Origin of the sequence: Methylobacterium sp. 174MFSha1.1 (assembly GCF_900116815.1) — a bacterium.
GTDB lineage: Bacteria > Pseudomonadota > Alphaproteobacteria > Rhizobiales > Beijerinckiaceae > Methylobacterium.
Map to the genome: position 1 here is coordinate 78,077 of NZ_FPCB01000027.1, position 16,082 is coordinate 94,158.

Below are 16,082 nucleotides of genomic sequence, written 5' to 3' on the forward strand. Positions count from 1 at the left end.
TGGAGGCTGAACGGTCTTCGTCCAGCCTCCACCCGTTCCGAGCCCGGAATGGGGATTGGCAACGAGAAAGGGCGGCCCCGCGGGACCGCCCTTCTTCATGTCCCAAACTGCGTCAGCCCTTACTGCCGCTTGCCCCAGCGCACGCCCGGGGCCGGGCCGGCCCCCGCCGCGAGCTGCCCGACCGCCGGGCCCGAGGCATCGCCCGGGTGGTGCTGCGAGCCCGGGCCCATCGGCTCGGGCGCCAGCAGGTCCGGGGTCGCGGCCATGTCGGGGGTGCCGCGGCCGGTGGCGAACTGGCCGGCCTTGCGGAAGCGCCAGAGGTAGCCCGGCACCACCGCCTCGATCGCGGTCGGCGCGATGCCGAGGCCCTCGATCGTGCGCTTCTCGGCCTTGGCCGCCTCCGACACGACGTTGTCGCTCTGGAGCAGGGCGACCTGGTCGCGGGTGAGCTTCAGGGTGTCGGGCAGGAGGCCGAGCGTCGCGGTGTCGACGATCTCCATCACCCGCGCCTGGAGCCGGGCGGCGGGGGCGGGCAGCGGCAGCACCACGCGGCTGCGCATCGTCACCTTCAGGGTGTACTCGACGAGCTGCTGCAGGCTCAGGATCTCCGGCCCGCCGAGCTCGTAGGCCCGGCCGCCCTGGACCTGGCCCTCGACCGCCCGGGCGATCGCCTCGGCGACGTCGCCGGCGAAGACCGGCTGCATCCGCGCCTCCGCCCCGGCGAGCGGCAGGACCGGCAGCATCCGGGCGAGGCCGGCGAAGCGGTTGAAGAAGCTGTCTCCGGGCCCGAACACGATCGAGGGACGGAAGACCACCGCGTCGGGCCGGGCCTCGAACACCCGGGCCTCGCCGATCGCCTTCGAGCGGGCATAGGCCGACGGAGACTGCTCGTCGGCGCCGAGCGCCGAGACGTGCACCATCGGGGCGTTCACCGCGGCGGCGGCGCGGGCGACCTCGGCGGCGCCGTCGGCCTGCAGGCGCTGGAAGCTCTGGCTGCCGCTCTCCTGCAGGATGCCGACGAGGTTGACCACGATGTCGGCGTGCTCGGCGGCGCGCACGATCGAGGCCGGATTGCGCAGGTTCGCCTGCACGCCGACGATCTGGCCGACGCGGCCGAGGGGCTGGAGGAACTGGGCGAGGTCGGGCCGGCGCACCGCCACCCGGATCCGGTAGCCGCGCTTGGCGAGCGCCCGCACCACGTGGCGGCCGAGGAAGCCCGATCCCCCGAACACGGTCACGAGCTGCGAGGCGGGTCGGGTCAGGCCGACATGGTCGAAGCCGGTCATGGTCGTGGGGTCCTTCCGCGGGTCTTGTCCGGGGAGTCTTTTCCCGGGGAGTCGTGCCGGGGTCCTGCCGGCTCCATTAGTCGAGGGGGCGAGCGCTGTGAAGCTCTTTGGACTCCAGCCGGCCGGCTCGGGGCCCGAGCCCGACAGGCTTGCAGGGGGCTATCCGCCAGCGGCCTGAGTGAGAGCCCGATCGAGACCTGCATCGCAGGCGTGACCGCGTGCCGCTGGACCGAGGCCCGGCCCGCGGCGCGCCTTGCCGGCCGGGCGGCCTCGGTGTGGCAGGAAAGCGTGCCGCCAGCGAATTCGTAAAAATATCCTTTGAGTTTGACCTAGGGCCATGTAGCAAATTGATGACAAAATAATTCAAACGGGGGATTGGGAATGAATTCGGATGCCGACATGCTGGCCGCCTTCATCGGCGCCGGGCTGGTTTTGCTCGCGTTCGCGTATTGGTTTGCGCGCCGACCGGCAAAGACGCGTTCCGTCATTCCCGACCGATCGGGCGACGAACTCGAAATATTATCCAAGGAATTGGCGAATCTCGTGGACGTCGCGCGATTCATCAATAACGGGTTTCAGGACGATGATTTTTATTCCATCAGAAGCAAATATTTTGTCATCGCCACGCGGCTGCGGGAGCATCCGGCCTATTCACGCTACGTGGACCCGAAGCTCGGCACCGTCGCGGAGGCCGGGCATGCCCTGCCGCTGAGCATGCTGCGCCCGGAGGACAAGGAACGCCTGCTCGTCAGCCTGCGGGAGATGCAGGGCTGCGTGCAGATCCTGATCGATCTCCGCGATGCCGGCTGCCTTCCGGGCTCTGCGCCCGAGGCCGGGCCCGACCGCCATCCTCCCCCCGGCGCCGCGACGACGCGTCCGCTCCCGAGGCGCGGCCTGCGCCTCGCGACGGCGGCGGTCGCCATCGCCCTCCTCGCCGGAGGAGTCGGACATGTGGCCCTCGGCGATGCGGCGGGCTCCGGCGCGACCCTGCTCGCCCAGGCCCACCGGAGCCTCCGGGACGCCGTCGGCCTCGGATCCGGGATCGGCGCGGCCGCCGGCCTCCCGGCCGATCCCGGGGCGCGGCCGCACCGCATCGCCGCCGAGATGGGAGCGCTCGACCAGGACGTCGCCCGGCACCGGGACGAGCTCGACGGGCTGGTCCGGGCGACGAGCGCCCTGCGGGCGCAGGCGGTGGAGCAGCGCGAGGGGCTGGCCGCGGCCCGCACGGAGGCTGAGGCCGGCCGGGCTGCCCTCGTCGCCCTGCGCGCCGAGATCGTCGAGCAGGCCGGACGGATGGCCGAGGCCCGGGCCGAGGGCGAGGCGGCGATCCGGCAGATCCGCGACCGCGTCGCCGCGCTCGGCCAGGCCGCGCAGGACAACCACGCGGCCATCGACCGGATCGCCGGCATCGCCGACGTCCTGCAGGAGACGGCGCGCGGCATCGAGGAGGCCCGCAGCCAGCTGTCGCGCGAGCGCGTGCACCTCGCCGCCCTCACCAGCGACGGCAGCGACGCCGACCACACCCTGTCCGAGATCAGGGCCCGCATCGCCGCCCTCAAGGTCTCGCTCGCAGGAGCGGATGGCGCGGCCCCCGTCGCCGGGACGGCGCCGGCCACCGCCGCGCCGCCCCCGCCGCGGAGCGAGGCGGCCTTGCAGCCGGAGGAGTGGCGGCAGATCCAGCAGGCGCTGGCCCGGTCCGGGCATTTCGCCGGCAAGGCCGACGGCCGAGCGGGGGAGGGGACCCGGGCGGCTGTCGCGCGGTACCAGCGCGGTCTCGGCGCGGAGCCCACCGGCCGGCTCACCCCGGCGCAGATCGACCGGCTCCTGCCGTCCCGCCCGGTCAAGGGACCGGTCGCGGCCGAGGTGCCGATGGCATCCAAGGGATCGATCGCGGCGCGGTGACGCGCGGGCGCCGGGGGGCGCCGGGAACGGAGGCAGTTGCGTGCCGTTCGCCCCGCATGACCGCGCTCCCCCGACCCCGGCACGACCTGTCGCCCGGCCTCCTGATCGGCCTCGGCCTCGGGGGCTTCTTCGACGGGATCGTGCTGCATCAGCTGCTGCAATGGCACCACATGCTGAGCAGCTGGTACCCGGTCACCTCGCTCGACGCGCTGGAGCTGAACACCCGCTGGGACGGGTATTTCCACAGCGCCACCTACGTGTTAGTGGTGCTCGGCGTGTTCGGTCTGTGGCGCCGGGGACGTCCTTACGACGGCCGGCTCCTCGCCGGCGCGACGCTGCTCGGCTGGGCGGCGTTCAACCTCGTCGAGGGCGTGGTCGACCACCAGATCCTCGGTGTCCACCACGTCAACGAGACGGTGCCGCGGGCGGCCTGGGCCTGGTGGGATGCCGGCTTCCTCGCCTGGGGCGCCGCCATGGCGCTGGCGGGAGGCCTCCTGGTGCGGGGGCGGTGATGCGGCGCGCGGCGCTGCCGTGGATCCTCCTCGCGCTGGCGCTCACGGCCGCGACGGCACCGGTCTGGGGGCGGTGGGTCGCCGGGTTCGATCCGACGCTGGACGAGCTGCTGAGCCTGCGATGCGGTAAACCTCTCCCTGGATCGTGAGAGGCCAAGCATCGTCTGTGGTTCTTCATCCGCGATGCCGCGCGAGCCACCGCCCTTTCCCGGACGACTGAAGCGAAGCGGAAGGAGATCCGGGATCCAGCACAAGAATTCGCGAAGCACCTCATGTCTGCAAGGTTGCAAAGATAGAGCCGCTTCGCGGCACTTCATCCGCTGGATCCCGGATCTCCTTCCGCTATCGCTCCAGTCGTCCGGGAAAGGGGATGTGGCTCACGAGGGGGGGCTTGCCGCGGAATGGGACTGCACGGCTGATCCGCCGCTGCCGTGAAGCACGCCCCGACACCCCTCACGCCACCTTGCGCGGCACCATCCGCTCGCTCACCAGGGCCTCCCGCGCCCCCGACAGCCCGGCCTCGGCGTATTCGGCATCCTCGTTGACGTTCCACACGTCGTAGCGGCGCTCGCCGAGAAGGATGTTCCGCGCCGTCAGCATCGCGGTCATCATCGCGTGGTCCTGGTTGTTGTACTTGTGCATCCCGTTGCGGCCGACGAGGTGGAGGGTCGGGTAGCTGCCCTCGAGGTCCCGGCGGATCGTCGCCACGTGGGCGCGGTAGGCGTCGTCGTAGACCGGATAGGCCTTGGGTTGGCGCACCACGCAGGCATCGACCACGCTCGCCGGGTCGACGAGGCCGATCAGGCCGATCTCGCGGCGGGCGAGCGCGATCAGCTCCGAATCCGGCGCGTTCCACAGGCCGTCGCCCTCGAAGCAGAAATATTCGAGGCCGAGACAGGTATAGGAATCGTCCGGCACCATCTCGGGCGACCAGGAGCGGAAGTTCTGCACCCGGCCGACCTTCACCGCCGGGTCGTGGACGTAGATCCAGTTGTCCGGGAAGCTGTCCTTGGCCTTCGCGATCAGCGCCACGGTGACGAAGTCGCGGTAGCGCAGGGAGCGGGCCTGGAAGGTGCTCAGGGGCGCCGGGCGGATGGCGCCGACGAGCTCGCGGATCGGCGCCGAGGAGACCACGTTGCGGGCCGTGAAGGTCTCGCGCCCGCCGCCCTCGCGCCGGGCGCTCACCGTCCACAGCTTGGTGGCGGAATCGTAGGACAGCGCGTCGACCCGCCGGTCGAGCAGGACCTTCCCGCCGTGCTGCCTGATCGCCGTGGCGGCGGCGTCCCACATCATGCCGGGGCCGCGGCGGGGATAGCGGAACGACTCGATCAGGGTCTTGATCACCGGGCCGTCGCCGGCGGCCGGCCGATGGAGCCCGAGGGAGCGCTTCAGCCCGTCGCGGATCGCCGCGCCGAGGTCGAGCCCTTTGATGCGCTGGGCTGCCCAATCGGCCGAGATGTCGTCGCAGGACATACCCCACACCTTCTCGGTGTAGGTCTTGAAGAAGATCGAGAACAGCCGCTCGCCGAACTGGTTGCGGACCCAGTCGTGGAAGCTTCGCGGGTCGGGGATCGGCCGCGCCCGGGCCCAGAGATAGGAGGCGACACAGAGTCCGCTCTCGATCAGGCCGAGGTTGCGCAGGGCCTCGAAGGCCTTCAGCGGGTAGGCGTAGGTCTTGCCCTTGTAGTAGATCCGCGACAGTCGCGGCCGCTCGATGAAGTCGTCGGGCAGGATCTCGTTCCAGAGATCGACCACCTCCTGCGATTTCGAGAAGAAGCGGTGGCCGCCGATGTCGAACAGGAAGCCCTTGTACGCCACGGTGCGGCTGATGCCGCCGACCTGGGTCGCGTCGCGCTCCAGCACCACGACGTCGCGGCCGGCCTTGGCCAGCATGTAGCCGGTGGTCAGGCCCGCCGGTCCTCCGCCGATCACCAGCGTCTCGGTGTGAAGGCTCATCGCTGGGGCAACTCCGGGGCCGCCGGCGCCCGGGGTAGGTCCCCGGGGCCGGTCTCTCTCCCCGAGCTTTACCGTCGGGATGGTAAAGATCCGCTCAACCGACCCTGCTAACCGGGGGGTAACGGCCGCCGTGCGAAGCCGGACCCGCCCGGATCTCCTCCGGGCCAGGATCCCGCGCCATGCTCGCCGCCTTGCTCCCCCAGGCCCGATCCGGACCGCGGGCGGCGCAAGCCTCCCCGTTCGAGCGCCCGGCGCTCGTCTGGCTCCTCGTTCTCGTCGGCGCCGTCGGTTTCACGGCCTGGGCCGGGATCGGGGCGGTCCTGCGCGACCTGCGCCTGCCGGACACGGACGATGCGATGCGGCTCGTCCAGGTGCGCGATCTCCTCGCCGGCCAGTCCTGGTTCGACCTTGCCCAGCACCGCCATGCCGGCGCGCCGCCGATGCACTGGTCGCGCCTCGTCGACGTGCCGATCGCCGGCCTGATCCTGCTGGCGCGGCCCTTCGCGGGGGCGGCGCTGGCGGAGGGGATCGCCGCGGTGGCGTGGCCGCTCGTGCTCCTCGGCCTCTACGCGATGATCCTGTATCGCGGGGTGCGCCGCCTCTTCGGATGGCGCGCCGCGGCCTTCGCGCTGTTTACCGCCGCGCAATCGATCATCGTCGGCGGTCTGTTCCTCCCGGGGCGGATCGACCACCACAACGTCCAGATCTGCGCGGTCCTCGCCCTGGCCTTGAGCCTCGCCCGCATAGGCGCCACGCTCCGGGACGGGGTGTGCGCCGGCGCGCTCGCGGCCCTCTCCCTGGCGGTCGGGCTCGAGGCGCTGCCGTTCATCGCGCTCGCCGGCCTCGTTCTCGCGGGCCTGTGGCTGCGGGCCGGGCGCGCCGCGCTGCCGCCCTTCCTCGGCTTCGGCCTCGCCCTCGGGCTCGTCGCCCCGGCGCTCTTCGTCGTCCAGACCGCACCGGCCTTGTGGAGCGCCACCGCCTGCGACGCGCTCTCGCCGCCCTGGCTCTGGCTCGCCGCCTCGGCCGGGCTCACCGCAGCGGCGGCCTCTCTCCTGCCGGGCGGGTGGGGCGCCGGGCGGCGGCTCGGCCTGCTCGTCGCCTGCGGACTCGCGGCGGCCGGCGGGTTCCTCGTCATGTTCCCGGCCTGTGCCGCCGGGCCGTTCACCGGCATGCCCGACCTCGTGCGCCGGGAATGGCTGGTGCGGGTGCAGGAGATGCTCCCGGCCTGGCGCCTCGCCCGGCACGCCCCCGATCTCGCGCTGGCCGGCTACCTCCCGGTTCTGATCGGCGCCGTCGCGGCGAGCCTGTGGGCCTGGCGCGGGCGCGAGGCCGGGCAGCGGCACCTGATGGCCGCGACCGCCGGCGCGCTCTGGCTCGGCCTCGCCTTCGGCGTGCCGCAGGTCCGCGGCCTCTACGTCGCCGCCGCCTTCGTGCCCCTGGTGGCCGGCCCGCTCCTCGACCGGGCGGTGGCGCTCCTGCGGACGCCCGGGGCCACCGCATCCCGGCAGGTCGCCGCCCTGGCGATAAGCCTCGCCCTGTGCGGCAAGGTCTGGCTCCTCCTCGCGTCGCTCCTGCCGGCCCCCGCCGGGCCGGACAAGGCGATGGAGGCGGAGCGCGCCGCCTGGCAGGATTGCGGCGACGCCAAAGCGGTCGCCGCCCTCGACGTCCTGCCGCCGGGGCTGATCCTCGCCCGGATCGATCTCGGGCCGGCCCTGCTCCTGCACGGCCACCACACCGTCGTGGCGGCGCCCTACCACCGGGCACTGCCGGGACTCGTCGCCGCCCTCGAGGCTTTTCACGACGCGAACTCCCTCGCGGCGGTGGCCGCGCGGGTGGGGGCGGACTACATCGTGGCCTGCGCCACCCCGGCCGATCCGGGGGCGCCGAGCGTCGCGGACCGGATCGGGCGCGGCGAGATCACCCCGCCCGGGCTGGAGCCGGTCCCGGTGCCGGACACCCCCTTGCGAGTCTGGCGCCTCGCGGCCGGCGCCGCGAAAGGCTGATCCGTGACCGGGCGTGCCGCCGCGCTCTCCCTCGCCGCCTTCCCCCTGGTCCTCCTGCTCGCGGTCCTGGCCGCCGGGGCGGTGATGGTCGCCCGCGGCGAGGAGCCCGGCGGCATCGAGGAGGCCTGGCTCGCCCTGCTCGGGCCCCCCGATCTCGGCCCGGTCGATTTCGCGGCTCTGCGGCGCGTGCGCTCCAAGGGCGACGCCCTCGCCTGCGCGGCCGATATCTGCCCGAAGGCGCAGGCCGACGCGGTGCCGCCGGTCTACGCGGTGGCGGGCGCCACCTTGCGCGAGATCGTCCGATCGGTGGCCGAGCGCGAGCCGCGCACCGCGCTCGTCTTCACCGACCGGTGGGGCGAGCAGGACCGCTACGTCGCCCGCACCGCCGTGCTTCGCTGCCCCGACACCGTCACGGTCGAGATCGTCGGCCGCGGGGAGGGCCGATCGAGCCTCGCGCTCTACATCCGCAGCCAGGCCGGCTGCCCCGTCCCGGCGACGAGCCACGGGCGCCTGACCCGCTGGCTCGACGGAATCGCGGCAGCGGCCGGTGCAGAGGCGAACAAGGGGTGATGATCCGGATGCCGCGCGCCGCCCACGAGCACCTGAGCCCCACCGGCGTTCCGCCCCTGGCGGCCCTGCCCGCCCATCCCGACGTGGTGGTGATCGGCGCCGGCGCCGCCGGGATCGGCGCGGCGCGCCGGCTTCTCGCCCGCGGCCTGTCGGTGGCCGTGCTGGAGGCCCGCCCGCGGCTCGGCGGCCGGACCGTCACGACGTCCCTGCGCGGCCACCCGGTCGATCTCGGCGCCCACTGGCTCCATGCCGGGCCGATCAACCCCCTGGTCGCCTTGGGATTCGAGCGCGGCGAGCCCCTGCGCCGGGCCGCGCAGGAGAGCCACCTTTGGGTCGGGCGCCGTCCGGGCCGGCCGGCGGAGGAGCTGGCCTTCGGCCGCGCCTGGGCCGTCGCCGACCGGGCGATGACCGACGGCGCGCGCCTGCACGGGGAGGACCGGCCCGCCGCGACCGCCCTGCCGCCCGGCCTCGGCCCCTGGGGGCAGCGCGTCGCCCTGGTGCACGGCCTCGTCTCGGGCCGGCCGCTCACCGAGATCAGCCTGCACGACTTCCCGAGCATGGAATACGGCGACAACTTCTTCATTGCCGGCGGCTACGGCGCCTATCTCGCCCGCCTTGCAGCCGGGCTGCCGGTGGCGTTGTCCACCCCCGTCACCGCCCTCGACTGGGCCGGGGAGGGGGTGCGGCTCGATCTCGGCGCGCGCGGGGGGCTCAAGGCGCGGGCCGCCCTCGTCACCGCCCCGATGATGGTGATGCAGGAGCCCGCACCCGCGCTCCGCTTCGCCCCCGACCTGCCGCCCCCGGTCCGCGCGGCGATCGACGGATTCCGCACCGGCATCTACGAGCACGTGGTGCTGCACTGGCCGTCCTCGCCGTTCCGCGGCCGCGACCGGCTGGCGAGCCTGATCGGCGGCCGGCTCCAGCCGCCGGGCCTGCTGACCCGGGTCGACGGCACGCCGTTCCACTATTTCGAGCTCGACGTGCCCCTGGCCGCGCGCCTCGACGCGGCCCGCGCCGGGGCGGACGGGGCGCGGCGGCTGGTGCGCGAGACCCTGGCGGAGCAGGTCGGCCGCGGCACCTTGCGCGACCTCGCCGTGCCGGCGGTGACCGAGTGGCGCCACGATCCGTGGTCGCGCGGCTCCTGGGCGGTGGTGCCGCCGGGCCATACGGGGGCCCGCGACCTCCTCAAGGAAGCGGTGGGCGAGCGGATCTGGTTTGCCGGCGAGGCCCTGTCGCGGGAGCAGTGGGGCACCGCGGGCGGCGCCTTCGCGGAGGGCGAGCGGGCGGCCGACGCCATCGCGGCCTTTCTCCACTAAAGCCACATTGGGTTTGCCGCCGCCGGTCCCTACATTCCCCGCATGCTGACCCGTGCCCTCACCCTCCTGCTGCTCCTCGGCCTGTCCTGCGCCGTCGAATCCCACGCCCAGCCGCTCACCCGCAACGTGCTCAAGGGCGCCTGCGAGAAGCTCGTCATCGCCGGCAAGGACGTCAGCCCGACCTGCGGCGAGAGCATCGTCAACACGGTCCAGGGCCGGCGCACCTCGTTCGACTTCACGTCGAGCGACGGCACCACAGTGAGCTTCAGCGGCACCGGCATGCCGCAGGACCGCCAGGAAGAGGTCGGGGTCGATGCGCTCCAGCCGGTCAGCGCCGTGATCCTCACGGTGAAGGGCGCTGACGGCGGCATCACCCGCGACACCCTGATGACCGTCGGCTCCTGCCGCTTCCCGCCCGCGGGGCCGAACCGCTCCACCGTCGCCTGCGCCGCCGACACCCAGCGCGGCCGCTTCGAGGGGACGTTCACGACGGCGAGCGAGGCGGCGGGGGCGAAGTAGACGGTGCGATCATCTCGCGGATGCGCGCCGCCAGGGCGTCGACCGCGAAGGGCTTTGTCAGGACCGCCATGCCGGGTTCGAGCGGACCGTTGCCGAACAGGGCGGCCTCCGCGAAGCCGGTGATGAACAGGACCTTCAGGTCCGGCCGGGCGACCCGGGCGGCATCCGCCATCTGGCGGCCGTTCATGCCGCCGGGCAGGCCGACATCGGTCACCAGGAGGTCGACGCGGGCGTCCGACTGGAGCACCCTCAAGCCGCCTGCCCCGTCCGCGGCCTCGACGGCGGTGTAGCCGAGGTCGCTCAGCACGTCGGTCACGAGCATCCGCACGGTCGGCTCGTCGTCCACGACCAGCACGGTCTCGCCCGCCCCGGCCTGCGCCATCGGGCGCCGCTCGGGGTCGATCCCCTCCGCATCCGCCTCGCCCCGGTGCCGCGGCAGGTAGAGGCACACGGTCGTGCCCGCACCGACCTCGGAGGCGATGCGCACCTGCCCGCCCGACTGCTTGGCGAAGCCGTAGATCATCGACAGGCCGAGCCCCGTGCCCTCGCCCATCGGCTTCGTCGTGAAGAACGGGTCGAAGGCCCGGGCGACGACCTCCGGGGGCATGCCGGTCCCGGTGTCGGACACGCACAAAGCCAGGTATTGCCCCTCCGGCATGTCGTGCGCCGCGGCCTGGGCGCGGTCGATCCAGCGGTTCTCCGTCGCGATGACGATCCGGCCGCCCTCCGGCATCGCGTCCCGCGCGTTGATGCAGAGGTTCAGGAGGGAGTTCTCGAGCTGCGACGGGTCGACCAGGGCGGGCCAGAGGTCGTCCGCCCCCGTGTGCCGCACGTCGATAGCCGGGCCGACGGTGCGCTGGATCAGGTCGAGCATCCCGTCCACCAGCCGGTTCGCGTCGATGGCCCGGGGCGCCAGCGTCTGGCGGCGCGAGAAGGCGAGCAGGCGGTGGGTCAGCGCCGCGGCGCGCTTCGCGGCGCCCTGCGCGGCGGCGATGTACTTCGCCACGTCCTTGGAGCGGCCCTGGCCGATGCGGGTCTCGATCAGCTCCAGCGAGCCCGAGATGCCGGCGAGCAGGTTGTTGAAGTCGTGGGCGAGGCCTCCGGTGAGCTGGCCCACCGCCTCCATCTTCTGCGACTGGCGCAGGACCTCCTCGATGCGGGCGCGCTCCTCGCCGGCCTGCCGCAGGCTCTCGGCCGCGTCCCGCAGGTCGCGCGTCCGCTCCTCGACCCGGGCCTCCAGCGAGGCGTTGAGGCGGCGGATCTCGTCCTGCGTGCGGCGCTGCCGGAACGCCGCGAAGGCGAGCAGGGCGCTGGCGAGGAGGCCGCCGCCGCAGACGAGTCCGATCTCCGGCAGCGCCGAGGCGCGCCGGGCCGAGACGCGCTGCTCGAACAGCACCGTCCAGGTGCGGCCGCCCAACTCGATCGTCGCCTCGCGCGTGAGGCGGCCGGGCGTCGTGTTCGGCGCCACCGTGGAGCGGTGCAGCAGCGTCGCCTCGCCGGGGGCGCCGTCGTAGATGGCGAAGGCGGCATCCTCCTCGGCCTCCGCCGCCACGATGCTGTTGAACAGGTCGTCGGCCCGGAAGGCGCCGAAGACGAAGCCGAGGTAGCGCCGCCGCCGCTCGTCGAGATCGGGCGGGACGGTGCCGCCGGCATAGACCGGCATGGCGACCAGGAAGCCGGCCTGCTTGTTCGCGTCGATCTCCTGCACGAGCTGGATCCGCGCCGAGGCGGCCGGCTGGCCGCTGTCGCGCGCGCGCTCGACCATGTCGCGGCGGACCGGATCGGACATCACGTCGTAGCCGATCGCGGCCTGGTTGCGCGGGTTCGGCGGCTCGGCGAACAGGATCGGGCTGAGCACGGGATAGTCGCTCGGCGGGCGCACGCGAAAGTCCGGCACGCCCAAAGCCGCGGCCCGGGCGGCGAACCGCTCGCGTTCGGAGGCCGGAATCGCCGGCGTGAAGCCGATGCCGAGGAAGCCGGGATACAGCGCCTGGAACTCGATCCGCTGCACGTAGGCGCGGAACTCGGCCAGCGTGACGGTATCGCGGTTGGCGGCGAACAGGCCGGCGCCGCCCCGCAGGAGGGCGGTGTAGGTCCGGAACTGGTCCTCGACGGTGCGCAGCTCGATGTCGGTGGCGTGGAGGAAGGTCAGCCGGTCGCGCAGGCTCCCGGCCCGCCACATCAGGGCGGTGCTGAGCCCCGTCGCAAGCAGGCCCGCGGCCAGGATCGCGTGCGGGATCCATCGCGCGGCCCGCGGTGGCCGGGGGATCGGGGGGGCCGTCGTCTCGACACGGCCTTGCTTCAAGGAATGGTCGTGCAAGGGAGAAGCCGGGCGGATGGAACGGCCCGTCCCATGGACGGGCAATGGCGGGCGCGACCATGATGGCGTCGCCGGGGCGGTTTTGCGAGCCGTCGAACGCGGGTTCAGGCGGCCGGACGGTCGCGGGACGGGCGGGCCGGGTGCTGCGGCCCGCGCAGGAGGAGGACGGGTCGTCTCACGGATACCTCCCGGATCGGCGGCCCTCAACTCGAAGCTCGGCCGGTCCGTTCCCAATCTCGCCCCGCGATGGTTGCGGGATACTTACGGCACCTGCGCGCCGGCCGGGCGCAGGATCGTCGGCGTTCGGGGACACGACGGAGCTTCCCGGCTCCGTCGCCATCCTGACCGCAACCTCGGCCTGGAGACTTCGACGGAAAGATCTCGATCACCGCAAGCCTTGCGCCGGTGTCCTGTGCCCCGTCAGCGTCGCAACCCCCGGCCCAACCCCGCCATCCCGGCGAGATCGTATGCCGTCACGCCGAATGCGGTCAGCGGTTCGAAGTGGCGCAGGTTCTCCGTGACGAGCACGAGGCCATGCATGCTCGCGGTGGCGGCGATTGCTACATCGGCGAAACCCGGATGACGCCCAATACCGATCGCGCAATCCGCCAGCGTACCGGCCGCGTCGGCTTCGTCGATTCCGAACGGAAGCACACGGTCTGCGAACACGGCGAGAAGGGAGGCCAGCCATGTGTCGAGGGCGTCTGCACGGACCGTCGTTCCTTTCCGGCGCAGCTTGCAGATGCCCTGGCGGATCTCCGCAAGCGTCACGGCCGAGAGGTACAGGCATCCCGCCTCCTCGCGCAGTCGAGCCGATACGACTTCGGGCAGACTGGGCCGACCTGGTGCGAGGAGCGAGAGCACGGAGGTATCGAGCAGGTAGCCGCTGAAACTCATAGATCGACCGACCGCGCCGGCGTCTGGTCGCGCTCGGTGTCGTCGGGAATACCCGGGAACGTCATCAGGAAGTCGGCGAAGTTTGGCGTGTCATCGGGATACAGGCGACGCGCGACCTCCACCGGGACGATCACCGCGGCCGGTCGCCCATGCCGCGTGATCGTGGTCGGCTCGCCTCGCTCGGCCGCCTCGACCAGCGCCGAGAATCCTGCCTTGGCGTCCCTCACTTGAAGCGTCCGCATGAGATGGGCCTCGCGATCGTGACCTCATGTAGTCACAATAGAGCATTTTTCCGACGGATTGGGTAATGATTCATCGTAGAAAATGCGGCGAAATCAGAGATCTAGAACGGCGTCCGATTGCGGCGCAATCGGGCGCTGCCCTAACGAGAGCAACGAACCCCCATCAGCGCCGCGACCCGCGATCGAGCCCCGCCTTGCGCAGGGCATCCGCCAGCGCCCCGCCGCCGGCCGGCTCCTCGCGGCGGGGTTGCGGGCGCGGCGCGTCCCGCCGGGGCGCGTCGCGATGCTGGCCGCCCTGCTCCCGCGGCGGCCGCGCGCCGACCTCGTCGTCGAGGCGCATCGTCAGCGAGATGCGCTTGCGCGGAGCATCGACCTCCAGGACCTTCACCCGCACCACGTCGCCGGGCTTCACCACCGCCCGCGGGTCCTTGACGAAGGTCTTGGACAGGGCCGAGATGTGGACGAGCCCGTCCTGGTGCACGCCGATATCGACGAAGGCCCCGAAGGCCGCGACGTTGGTGACCACCCCCTCCAGCACCATGCCGGGCTTGAGGTCGCCGATCGTCTCGACGCCCTCCTGGAAGGTCGCGGTCTTGAAGGTCGGGCGCGGGTCGCGGCCGGGCTTCTCCAGCTCGGCGATGATGTCGGTGACCGTCGGCAGCCCGAAGGTCTCGTCGGTGAAGGTTCTGGGATTCAGGCCCTTCAGCACCGTGCCGTTGCCGATCACCGCCTTGATGTCGCTCTTCGTCGCCTGGAGGATGCGGCGCACCACCGGATAGGCCTCCGGGTGGACGCCGGACGCGTCGAGCGGGTCGTCGCCGTTCTGGATCCGCAGGAAGCCCGCCGACAATTCGAACGCCTTCGGCCCGAGCCCCGCGACCTTCTTCAGCCCCGAGCGGCTGCGGAACGGCCCGTTCGTGTCGCGGTGGCTGACGATGTTCTGCGCCACCCGCTCGCTGAGGCCCGACACCCGGGCGAGCAGCGGGCCCGACGCCGTGTTGACGTCGACCCCGACGCCGTTCACGCAATCCTCCACCACCGCGTCGAGGGAGCGCGACAGCTTCCCCTCCGCCAAATCGTGCTGGTACTGCCCGACGCCGATCGCCTTCGGCTCGATCTTCACCAGCTCCGCCAGCGGGTCCTGCAGGCGCCGGGCGATCGAGACCGCGCCGCGCAGGGATACGTCGAGGCCCGGCAGTTCCGCGCTGGCATAGGCCGAGGCCGAGTAGACCGAGGCGCCGGCCTCCGACACCATCACCTTGGTGAGCTTCAGCTCCGGCTGCTTGGCGATCAGCTCGGCGGCCAGACGATCGGTCTCCCGCGAGGCGGTGCCGTTGCCGATCGCCACCAGCTCCACGCCGTGCGCCCGGCAGAGTTTTGCTAGCGTCATCAGCGAGCCGGTCCAGTCGCGCCGCGGCTCGTGCGGGTAGATCGTGTCCGTCGCCACCACCTTGCCGGTGGCGTCCACCACTGCGACCTTCACGCCGGTGCGGAAACCCGGATCGAGGCCGAGCGTCGGCCGGGCGCCGGCGGGCGCGGCGAGCAGCAGGTCGCGCAGGTTGCCGGCGAAGACCCTGACGCCCTCCGTCTCCGCCGCCTCCCAGAGGCGCGCCCGCAGGTCGAGCTCGATCGAGAGCCGGAGCTTGGTGCGCCAGGCGAAGCGCACCGCCTCCATCAGCCAACGGTCGCCGGGGCGGCCGCGATCCTGGATCCCGGCGGAGAGGGCGATGCGGCCATCGTAGAGCGCTGGCGCGTCGACGCCCTCCGGTGCCTCGTCGAGGCGCAGGTCCAGCACCTCCTCCTTCTCGCCCCGGAACAGCGCGAGCACCCGGTGGGAGGGCAGGCGGGTCAGCGGCTCGGAGAAGTCGAAATAGTCGGAGAACTTGGCGCCGGCCTGGGCCTTGCCGTCGCGCACCCGCGAGACGAGCTTGCCGCGGGTCCAGAACGCCTCGCGCAACTGCCCGACCAGTTCGGCATTCTCGGCGAAGCGCTCGACCAGGATGGAGCGGGCGCCCTCCAGCGCCGCCTCGGGCGTGGCGACGCCCTTGCCCTCGTCGACGAACGGGGCGGCGGCTTTGAGCGGCACCTGGTCGGGGTGGGCGAGCAACGCCTCGGCCAGCGGCCCGAGGCCGGCCTCGCGGGCGATCTGCGCCTTGGTGCGGCGCTTGGTCTTGAACGGCAGGTAAAGATCCTCGAGCCGCGCCTTGGTCTCGGCGGCGAGGATCCGGCCCCTCAAGGCGTCGTCGAGCTTGCCTTGCGCGCTCACGCTCTCGAGGATCGCGGCGCGGCGGGCGTCCAACTCGCGCAGGTAGCGCAGGCGCTCCTCGAGGGTGCGCAGCTGCGCGTCGTCCAGGGTGCCGGTGACTTCCTTGCGGTAGCGGGCGATGAACGGCACCGTCGAGCCGCCGTCCAGCAACTCCACCGCCGCCTTGACCTGCCATTCCTGCGCGCCGAGTTCGGTGGCGATGCGCTGCTCGATCGTCGGCATGGGGCCTCTCCGGGTGGGGGAGGCGCGTGTTTAGAGGCCGGCGGTCCTTCGGGGAAGAGGAGACGTGCCAG

The 16,082-nt window shown here is 72.5% G+C and carries 12 protein-coding genes; 6 read left to right on the plus strand and 6 right to left on the minus strand.

Going from position 1 to position 16,082, the window contains the following annotated elements; all coding sequences use genetic code 11:
- Positions 1-119: 119 nt before the first annotated feature.
- The gene (locus BM430_RS22650; protein WP_093569509.1) at positions 120-1,286 is read right to left on the minus strand and encodes a complex I NDUFA9 subunit family protein; all 1,167 of its coding nucleotides are present in this window, start codon (positions 1,284-1,286) and stop codon (positions 120-122) included.
- Between the two features lie 399 nt (positions 1,287-1,685).
- On the opposite strand from BM430_RS22650, the gene BM430_RS22655 reads away from it, so the two are divergent.
- Complete coding sequence (locus BM430_RS22655; protein WP_143132104.1) at positions 1,686-3,188, plus strand: peptidoglycan-binding domain-containing protein; 1,503 nt, start codon at positions 1,686-1,688, stop codon at positions 3,186-3,188.
- Positions 3,189-3,244: 56 nt separating this feature from the next.
- A complete protein-coding gene (locus tag BM430_RS22660) occupies positions 3,245-3,700 on the plus strand; it encodes a DUF2243 domain-containing protein (RefSeq protein WP_093569511.1) in 456 nt (151 codons plus the stop codon).
- A gap of 453 nt (positions 3,701-4,153) precedes the next feature.
- Here the strand turns inward: BM430_RS22660 and BM430_RS22665 are convergent, their stop codons facing one another.
- Positions 4,154-5,656 (minus strand): NAD(P)/FAD-dependent oxidoreductase, encoded by a 1,503-nt coding sequence (locus BM430_RS22665; protein WP_093569512.1) that lies wholly within the window; start codon positions 5,654-5,656, stop codon positions 4,154-4,156.
- A 179-nt stretch (positions 5,657-5,835) separates the two neighbouring features.
- Here BM430_RS22665 and BM430_RS22670 point away from each other — a divergent pair, with 179 nt between their 5' ends.
- The 4 genes from BM430_RS22670 to BM430_RS22685 are packed head-to-tail and all read left to right on the plus strand — an operon-like array spanning position 5,836 to position 10,064.
- Positions 5,836-7,659, plus strand: a complete 1,824-nt coding sequence (locus BM430_RS22670; protein WP_093569513.1) for a hypothetical protein — start codon at positions 5,836-5,838, stop codon at positions 7,657-7,659.
- 3 nt (positions 7,660-7,662) lie between these two features.
- On the plus strand, positions 7,663-8,229 hold the full coding sequence (locus tag BM430_RS22675; RefSeq protein ID WP_244539623.1) for a hypothetical protein: 567 nt from the start codon (positions 7,663-7,665) through the stop codon (positions 8,227-8,229).
- An 8-nt stretch (positions 8,230-8,237) separates the two neighbouring features.
- Positions 8,238-9,545, plus strand: a complete 1,308-nt coding sequence (locus tag BM430_RS22680; protein ID WP_244539624.1) for a flavin monoamine oxidase family protein — start codon at positions 8,238-8,240, stop codon at positions 9,543-9,545.
- Between the two features lie 42 nt (positions 9,546-9,587).
- Positions 9,588-10,064 (plus strand): hypothetical protein, encoded by a 477-nt coding sequence (locus BM430_RS22685; RefSeq protein ID WP_093569515.1) that lies wholly within the window; start codon positions 9,588-9,590, stop codon positions 10,062-10,064.
- Here the strand turns inward: BM430_RS22685 and BM430_RS22690 are convergent.
- The 4 genes from BM430_RS22690 to BM430_RS22705 all read right to left on the minus strand — a co-directional run bounded on the left by BM430_RS22690 (position 10,030) and on the right by BM430_RS22705 (position 16,011).
- Entirely contained in the window at positions 10,030-12,246 is a 2,217-nt protein-coding gene (locus BM430_RS22690; protein WP_348273093.1) for a CHASE domain-containing protein, read from the minus strand. The genes BM430_RS22685 and BM430_RS22690 overlap by 35 nt on opposite strands.
- Positions 12,247-12,804: 558 nt before the next feature.
- Positions 12,805-13,281, minus strand: a complete 477-nt coding sequence (locus BM430_RS22695; protein WP_093569517.1) for a type II toxin-antitoxin system VapC family toxin — start codon at positions 13,279-13,281, stop codon at positions 12,805-12,807.
- Complete coding sequence (locus tag BM430_RS22700; RefSeq protein ID WP_093569518.1) at positions 13,278-13,523, minus strand: type II toxin-antitoxin system Phd/YefM family antitoxin; 246 nt, start codon at positions 13,521-13,523, stop codon at positions 13,278-13,280. Before BM430_RS22700 ends, BM430_RS22695 begins: the two co-directional genes overlap by 4 nt.
- A 163-nt stretch (positions 13,524-13,686) precedes the next feature.
- Positions 13,687-16,011, minus strand: coding sequence for a Tex family protein (locus BM430_RS22705; RefSeq protein ID WP_093569519.1), 2,325 nt, complete (start codon positions 16,009-16,011; stop codon positions 13,687-13,689).
- Positions 16,012-16,082: the final 71 nt, after the last annotated feature.

Bases quoted from the DNA above. Each gene is read 5' to 3' on its own strand.
- BM430_RS22650 (WP_093569509.1), bottom strand. From the start codon at position 1,286: ATGACCGGCTTCGACCATGTCGGCCTGACCCGACCCGCCTCGCAGCTC.
- BM430_RS22655 (WP_143132104.1), top strand. From the start codon at position 1,686: ATGCTGGCCGCCTTCATCGGCGCCGGGCTGGTTTTGCTCGCGTTCGCG.
- BM430_RS22660 (WP_093569511.1), top strand. From the start codon at position 3,245: ATGACCGCGCTCCCCCGACCCCGGCACGACCTGTCGCCCGGCCTCCTG.
- BM430_RS22665 (WP_093569512.1), bottom strand. From the start codon at position 5,656: ATGAGCCTTCACACCGAGACGCTGGTGATCGGCGGAGGACCGGCGGGC.
- BM430_RS22670 (WP_093569513.1), top strand. From the start codon at position 5,836: ATGCTCGCCGCCTTGCTCCCCCAGGCCCGATCCGGACCGCGGGCGGCG.
- BM430_RS22680 (WP_244539624.1), top strand. From the start codon at position 8,238: ATGCCGCGCGCCGCCCACGAGCACCTGAGCCCCACCGGCGTTCCGCCC.
- BM430_RS22685 (WP_093569515.1), top strand. From the start codon at position 9,588: ATGCTGACCCGTGCCCTCACCCTCCTGCTGCTCCTCGGCCTGTCCTGC.
- BM430_RS22690 (WP_348273093.1), bottom strand. From the start codon at position 12,246: ATGTGGCGGGCCGGGAGCCTGCGCGACCGGCTGACCTTCCTCCACGCC.
- BM430_RS22695 (WP_093569517.1), bottom strand. From the start codon at position 13,281: ATGAGTTTCAGCGGCTACCTGCTCGATACCTCCGTGCTCTCGCTCCTC.
- BM430_RS22700 (WP_093569518.1), bottom strand. From the start codon at position 13,523: ATGCGGACGCTTCAAGTGAGGGACGCCAAGGCAGGATTCTCGGCGCTG.
- BM430_RS22705 (WP_093569519.1), bottom strand. From the start codon at position 16,011: ATGCCGACGATCGAGCAGCGCATCGCCACCGAACTCGGCGCGCAGGAA.